At 36.6% G+C, this 6,886-nt stretch carries 8 protein-coding genes; 2 read left to right on the top strand and 6 right to left on the bottom strand.

Annotated elements, in window-relative coordinates:
• A partial coding sequence (locus H1P_RS24880; RefSeq protein WP_144872410.1) for a 4Fe-4S single cluster domain-containing protein occupies positions 1 to 546 on the top strand: 546 nt, incomplete at its 5' end.
• A gap of 59 nt (positions 547 to 605) precedes the next feature.
• The gene (locus tag H1P_RS24885; protein WP_222427219.1) at positions 606 to 2,003 is read left to right on the top strand and encodes a thioredoxin domain-containing protein; all 1,398 of its coding nucleotides are present in this window, start codon (positions 606 to 608) and stop codon (positions 2,001 to 2,003) included.
• 40 nt (positions 2,004 to 2,043) lie between these two features.
• Here H1P_RS24885 and H1P_RS24890 read toward each other — a convergent pair whose 3' ends face one another.
• The 6 genes from H1P_RS24890 to H1P_RS24915 form a co-directional block, all read right to left on the bottom strand.
• Positions 2,044 to 2,268 carry a FeoC-like transcriptional regulator gene (locus H1P_RS24890; protein WP_144872412.1) on the bottom strand — a complete coding sequence of 75 codons (225 nt, stop codon included), beginning with the start codon at positions 2,266 to 2,268 and terminating at the stop codon, positions 2,044 to 2,046.
• A gap of 22 nt (positions 2,269 to 2,290) precedes the next feature.
• On the bottom strand, positions 2,291 to 3,475 hold the full coding sequence (locus tag H1P_RS24895) for an RNA-guided endonuclease InsQ/TnpB family protein (protein WP_144872415.1): 1,185 nt from the start codon (positions 3,473 to 3,475) through the stop codon (positions 2,291 to 2,293).
• A 2-nt stretch (positions 3,476 to 3,477) separates the two neighbouring features.
• The gene (locus H1P_RS24900) at positions 3,478 to 4,086 is read right to left on the bottom strand and encodes an IS607 family transposase (RefSeq protein WP_144872418.1); all 609 of its coding nucleotides are present in this window, start codon (positions 4,084 to 4,086) and stop codon (positions 3,478 to 3,480) included.
• Positions 4,087 to 4,247: 161 nt separating this feature from the next.
• Positions 4,248 to 5,891, bottom strand: coding sequence for a hydroxylamine reductase (hcp, locus tag H1P_RS24905; protein WP_144872422.1), 1,644 nt, complete (start codon positions 5,889 to 5,891; stop codon positions 4,248 to 4,250).
• 115 nt (positions 5,892 to 6,006) lie between these two features.
• Complete coding sequence (locus H1P_RS24910) at positions 6,007 to 6,471, bottom strand: transposase (protein ID WP_246141941.1); 465 nt, start codon at positions 6,469 to 6,471, stop codon at positions 6,007 to 6,009.
• A gap of 128 nt (positions 6,472 to 6,599) precedes the next feature.
• A partial coding sequence (locus H1P_RS24915; RefSeq protein WP_144872451.1) for a TehB family protein occupies positions 6,600 to 6,886 on the bottom strand: 287 nt, incomplete at its 5' end.

The following is a 6,886-nucleotide window of genomic DNA, read 5'->3' on the forward strand; positions in this document are numbered from 1 at the left end:
GATGAATCAGAAGTAAATGGCCCTGGTAGTCGGGCAGTAGTTTGGTTACAAGGATGTCAAAGAGAGTGTGATGGCTGTTTTAATACTGACTCTTGGTCATTTGAAATCAATCAGTTAATTTCTGTGGAACATCTTGTGGACAAAATCTTAAATAATCCTAAAAATACTGGGGTAACTTTTTCTGGGGGAGAACCTTTTTGGCAAGCACCAGCGTTAATAGAAGTAGCTAAAAAAGTGAAAGCAGGAGGACTAAATGTGATGTCTTTTACTGGCTTTACTTTAGAAAGATTACAGGCAGATTATGCTCCTGCGTGTAGTAAAGAATTGTTGGCACAACTTGATATTTTAATTGATGGTGCTTTTGTGTCATCTTTAGCAGTTAACGACCCTAATTCTTTAGTGTCTTCTAGTAATCAAAGAGTTCATATTTTTAATCCTGACTTAAAAAATAAACTTGATTGGGCGAGTGACCAAATAGAAATCCATATCCTCAAAGATGGTAGTCGAATTATTACTGGTTTTCGTGGTTCTTTAGATAGTGACTAGTTATTGATTATTGAAGAAGTTTATTGAATTTATTGCTGGTTTTTACCTTCAGGAGCATCATGAAACTGAGAGACTATCAAAAATTTTTGATTTCCATAATTATTTATTGCTTAGTTACTTTCATAAGTTTTACAACTCCTGTATTAGCGGTCGAATCAGCAGTAGATATTTATTTTTTTCATAGTAAAACTTGTCCCCATTGTCTCAAGCAAAAACCAGTAATGGAAGATGTTGCCCAACTCAATAATGAAATTAAATTACACGCTTATGAAGTTAGCGAACAATCAACAATCTGGCAAGATTTTCTTAAGCAACATCAACTGAAATCTGAAGCAGTCCCTCGTACCGTTATTGGAGATAAGCAATTTATTGGCTATAGCGAAAGCGATGGAGAATTAGAATACAACCAAGTATATCAAGGTTACATTGGCTATAAAAATCAAATTATTAGTGCCATTGAAACTGAATTAGGACATCCAGTCAATTTAGCAATTACAGAGGTCCCAGAAATAGATAATAGGGCTAATTTTCCTCTACCTTGGCAGATAATAGGATTACCAATTTTATATTTACTTGCTTATCCAATTATTGTCAAAAAAGTTTTAGCTCGTCGTAACCGATCGCGTTATTGGTTAGGATTAATTGTAATAATAATGATTAGCATATTTGGGTTTTTCTATACAACTCCAGATATAGTTATTAAAGAATTTGCCCAAAGCTTACCTTTCCCTCTTTTTGTTTCGACAATTGCCCTAGCAGATGGCTTTAATCCTTGTGCTTTTACTGTTTTAATTATCCTCTTATCATTACTGACCCATACCAAAAGTAGAAAACAAATGGCGGTTATTGGTTCTACCTTTGTGATAACTTCGGCAGTTATGTATTTTGTGTTTATTATGGCGATGGTTTTGGTTGGTTCTTTGTTTTTAGAACAATACGGAACTATAGCTATGTTCGTGTTAGGAATAGTAGTGGCAATCGCTGGAATAATTAATCTGAAAGACTATTTCTTTTTTAAGCAGGGATTTTCCCTTTCTCTATCGGCAAAGCAACAGTTAGCTGTGAGTAAAAAAGCCAGCCAAATTTCTAGGGAACTTAAAGCAGGGGAACAAAATAAAACTATGTTTTTAACTGCTTTGGGCGGTACAATTCTGCTAGCAATATTTGTCAATATTATTGAGTTGGGATGTACGGCTATTTTACCTGCGGTTTATATGACCAGCCTGCTTCAATATTGCTCGTCAAATCGTTGGCTGTGTTCTACATTTTGGACAGCTATTTATGCCGTAATTTATATCATCCCTTTGGTGGCAATTTTAGCTAACTTTGTCTATTCTTTTAAGTCATCGAGACTGAGTGAAACCCAAGGAAAAATCCTTAAACTAACAGCAGGAATATTCATGTTGTTCTTTGGGATGTTGATGATTTTCAAACCAGAATTATTAACATTTAGTTAGGCTTACTCAATAAGCCACAACTATTTAATTAATGAGGATTTTAAATATTTTCAATCCATTCATAAAGTTCTAATTCATCGGATTCGCACTTTTGACAACTTTGGCACTTTTCTATGGTGGGCGATTTTTGGACTTTACCCGTTTCAATTAACCGCTCAATCATTGGTCTAAGACCATCTCTATCAATTTGAAGGTATAATTTCATCTCCGCCAAAGAGACACGATGAAAATCGAATACAAAATCTTGTAGTTCTTTTAAGCTCATTAGTACAACCGCTTTCTAAAAGTTAGACAATATTAGACATTATCTGTTTATTAGTTCCTGCTTCACCGAAGAGAGTCGGCTCAAGCTTCTCCACAGGCATGACATCGGGTTCAGCTAACCCTAGTAGATTTAAACTAGCTGAATAGTCTCGGTCGGCTATCCAGTCACAGTTATGATTATCACATTGATAAACTCTTTGAGACAATGGAAGTTTATCTTTTTTATGTTGGCATTTAGGACATAGTTTAGAACTGGGAAAAAAACGGTCGGCAATAACTAATTTGCTGCCATATAATTCAGTTTTATATGTTAGTTGTCTCCTAAATTCATAAAACCCCGAATCCGCTATAGCTTTGGCTAATTTGCCATTTTTCATTAATCCTTTGATATTCAAGTCTTCGATGACAATTTGGCTGTGGTTTTTAGCCAGTGTCGTAGTTAACTTATGAATAAAATCATTACGAATGCAACTGATACGGTAATGTAGTTTGGCAATACGGACTTGTGTTTTTTTCCAATTGGAAGAACCCACTACTTGATGACGATTCAACCATTGTAGTCGCCTTAGTTTTTTTTCTAGTTGTTTATATGGTCTTGGGGAACTTACTTCTTCTCCTGTTGATAATGTGGCAAATCTAAGTAACCCTAAATCCACAGCTATAGCTTGATTTTTGAGCCGCACTTGAGTCGGATGTGGAGTTATTTCTAGTTTAAAGCTAACAAACCATTTATTGGCTCTTTTACTAATAGTTACCGACTTCGGTAAAGTGTCTTGGGGCAATCTTTCATAAGTCTTTAACCAGCCAATTCTAGGAACTTTAATACGATTATGTTCTACTGTAATTGAACCATCAAGAGTAAAGCTGTCACACCGTCCTTTTTTCTTAAAACGCGGTGGTTTTCTGGCTTTCTTAAAACAATCATCCCAAGCCCTTCTTAAATGTCTTAAAGCATATTGTGGCGCACATTTAGACACCTCATAATACCAAGGATATTGTGGTTTAACTAAGGCTACTAACCATTTATGTAAATCAATTGCGGAAGGAAATTTTATTGGGGCTTTGGATTCTACTTGATTATTATCGAGAATTTTTTTAGTTAAAGATAATCCCCAATTCCAGGCGTGCCTTGCTACTCCTGCGTGTTGAGCCAAGAGATTTTTTTGAGTCTTATTAACTTTTAATTCTGTCTTAAATCCTAATAGCATCCTTATTTAATTTTATCGGCTACTTCTCTTAGTTCTTTGACTAATGCTTTATTCTTGTGACTTCTTGAGCCATATAATCTTGCACTAAATACAGTAATTATTTCTAAAACATCTTGTGCTAAATCTTCTTCAAATGTTGAATCTTCACTTCGATTAATAATCACTACTTCTGTGCCATAAATTTCACAAAGCATAAAGATTAATTCACTGCCAAATCTTAGTAATCTGTCTTTGTGGCTTAAAACTAATCTTTCCACTTGGTAAGTGCAGATTAGTTTAATTAATCTAATTAAACCTTTTTTCTTGTAGTTCATTCCTGAACCCAAGTCTTTAATTAGTTCATAACTCCAACCTTGTTTAGCACAATAGGCTTCTAATACCATTGCTTGACGCTCTAAATCTTTCCTTTGATCGTGAGAACTAACTCTGGCATAAGCTACTGTTAAAGAGGCATCAGACTTATTACCCAATAATTGACTAACGTCAAATCTTCTATGACCCCCTTCTGTTCTGGTCGAGCAAATTTTGCCATTCGCTTCCCATCTACGAATGGTTTTCGTTGATACTCCTAATAATTCTGCTGCTTCTTTTACTCCAATTAAGTTAGACATAAATACATAATACCAAAATATTTGTCTAACTATGTTAACTATTGTCTAATTATTTTAGTTCAGTTTCTAACCCCCATAAATTATTGGTTATTGATTATCGATCGCTGATTATTAAAAAGGATCGAGAACATCAACCAACAACCAATAATACAATAATGAATTCAACTCAAACAAGCTGCTAAATCTGCATCGGGAGTAGTAATTGGTTTGAGGTTGTATTTCTCTGATAATAGCTGCAATACATTAGCGGAAAGGAAGGCGGGAATAGTTGGGCCAAGGCGGATATCTTTAATTCCTAAATATAGTAGGGTGAGTAGAATAGCTACAGCTTTTTGTTCGTACCAAGAAATAATCATTGATAAGGGGATTTCGTTAACTCCCACCTCAAAAGCATTAGCTAAAGCTATAGCAATTTGAATTGCCGAGTAAGCATCGTTACACTGTCCTACATCTAGCAAGCGGGGAATACCTCCAATATCGCCCATTTCTTTATCAAAAAAGCGAAATTTACCACAAGCGAGGGTTAACACAACGCAATCATCGGGTACTTTATCCACAAATTCAGCATAGTAATTGCGGTCTGGTTTTGCCCCATCACAACCACCCACTAGGAAGAAGTGACGGATTTTACCCTGTTTGACAGCATCAATAATTTGGTCAGCAACTCCTAAGACAGCATTACGAGCAAAACCTGTAGTAACCTGACGATATTCTGATTCTGCGGTAAATCCTGCTAATTCTTGGGCTTTTTCAATTACTGGGGTGAAGTCTACACTACCATCATCTTTAGCAGGGAGATAATTCAAGCCAGCATAACCCACTGGTCCTAAAGTAAACAGTTTTTCTTCATAATGTTCGTGGGGAGGCATCAGGCAGTTAGTTGTAACGACAACCGCACCAGGGAATTTAGCAAAGTCTTTAGTCTGATTTTGCCAAGCAGTGCCAAAATGTCCGTAAAAATGGGAATATTGTTCTTTAAGTTTGGGATAACCGTGAGCGGGTAGTAATTCCCCGTGAGTATAAACAGTAATGTCAGTATCCACAGTTTGTTTGAGGATTGCTTCTAACTGTTTGATATCATGTCCTGAAACTAAAATTGCCTTACCTAGTTTGACATTGAGAGGTACAGAAGTAGGCATAGGATGACCATAAGTACCAGTATGTCCAGCATCGATTAATTCCATCGCTCTGAAGTTAATCTTGCCAATTTCTAGAACTAAATTAACCCAATCTTCTAAACTCAAATCTTGTCTATCTATGGTGGCTAATACCTGTTGAGTAAATTGATATACTGATTCATCTTCCTGTCCCAATTCATAAGCGTGAAAAGCATAGGAAGCAGCACCTTTAATACCATACAGTGCAGTCAGTTTAAGAGAAAAGATATCTACATTTGCTCCCGACTTACCAATTAACTCTAAATTATAATTTTGTCCCTGTTCGACTAAACTTTCGGTGTAATCAGGTTCGTAGGTAGATATATCCGACCAAGTAATAGCTGCTACTGATTGAATTTGAGCTTTCAAATCTTCTCGTAATGCGATCGCTTTTTTGATATATTTAGTAAATCGTTTCTGGTCAAAGTTTACATTAGTCATGGTTGCAAATAAAGATTCACAGGTAAATCTGTCTGCTTCTCTAGTATCGATTCCCAACTCTTTAGCCTTAACTACTACACCCGCGAGTCCTCGCAAACAATAGACTAATAAATCCTGTACTGCATTCACTTGAGGACTTTTACCGCAAGCACCCCATTGATGACACCCATTACCACTAGCAGTCTGTTCGCATTGTTCGCAAAACATAATTTATCTCCTTTGTCTTTTGTCTTTTGTCTTTTGTCTTTTGTCTTTTGTCTTTTGTCTTTTGTCTTTTGTCTTTACTACTACTGCTGACCATTGGTTGGCATTTGATCCCTACTTACGCAAACACAATTTTGGACTCAGGCTCATGACCTAGATAGAGCCGAGCAGCAGATTTTAAAACGATTTCCGAGTAGAGAATTTTCTGAATTTCTAAACTGGGAGCGCGATTGGCAGTAGCTCGATAAGAGGCAATTTCTCCGCTTAAATTAAAGTCGGAGTTATTTTGGTAGTGGTCGTAATCGTGAATGGCTTGGAAAGCAAATCCACAGAAAAATTGGGGATAGACCTCAGTATCGTAGCTTTGCCCAGAAACATAGAGACGTTCTTGAGAAAGGTCGTCCAACATTTCTTGGGCGGTTTCATAACGCTCAAGGTCTGAGGGGATAATATTAACAGGAAGCTGTTGAAATTCGCCCATGAGCCAATCACAAAGTTCTTGACCTGTTATGTCAGAAATTTTGGCGGGTTTTCCGTTCAAGTAAATTTGAGCAAGGGGTTCTATTTTGGGGATTATTTTCATTTGAATTACCTCGATATGAGGACTTTTTAGGACAAATTGAGCATTTGATTGTTGTAAGGCAAATATAGCTTTGATATGTTTCCTTTTAGTCGCGATACTGCTTTTTTTCCTTCGCTTCTACTCGAATATTAGCTTTCCGCTTCGTGATAGAATTCGACATAAAATTCCACAGGGTCGAGGGATTCGACTTGATGGGGAACTTGAGGTTCCACAATACCTGGCGAATCAGGTGTTAGCCAATATTCTTCAGGGGGATCTGTGAGGATTCGATAGCAAAGTTGACCAGATATAATCGAAATTTTGCCCCAACTCCCCTCTTTCGTAGTGTGACGATGGAGCAATACTTTGGGAATAGTTTCTTGCGTAAAAACAGGTGTTTTTTGGTATGCCGTTAAATTGAGAGGCAACTTTTTCA

The sequence above is a fragment of the Hyella patelloides LEGE 07179 genome (assembly GCF_900659865.1).
GTDB classification, from domain to species: Bacteria; Cyanobacteriota; Cyanobacteriia; order Cyanobacteriales; family Xenococcaceae; genus Hyella; species Hyella patelloides.

Excerpts from the sequence above, each read along its gene's own strand:
- H1P_RS24885 (WP_222427219.1), top strand. The coding sequence starts at position 606 with ATGAAACTGAGAGACTATCAAAAATTTTTGATTTCCATAATTATTTAT.
- H1P_RS24890 (WP_144872412.1), bottom strand. The coding sequence starts at position 2,268 with ATGAGCTTAAAAGAACTACAAGATTTTGTATTCGATTTTCATCGTGTC.
- H1P_RS24895 (WP_144872415.1), bottom strand. The coding sequence starts at position 3,475 with ATGCTATTAGGATTTAAGACAGAATTAAAAGTTAATAAGACTCAAAAA.
- H1P_RS24900 (WP_144872418.1), bottom strand. The coding sequence starts at position 4,086 with ATGTCTAACTTAATTGGAGTAAAAGAAGCAGCAGAATTATTAGGAGTA.
- hcp (WP_144872422.1), bottom strand. The coding sequence starts at position 5,891 with ATGTTTTGCGAACAATGCGAACAGACTGCTAGTGGTAATGGGTGTCAT.
- H1P_RS24910 (WP_246141941.1), bottom strand. The coding sequence starts at position 6,471 with ATGAAAATAATCCCCAAAATAGAACCCCTTGCTCAAATTTACTTGAAC.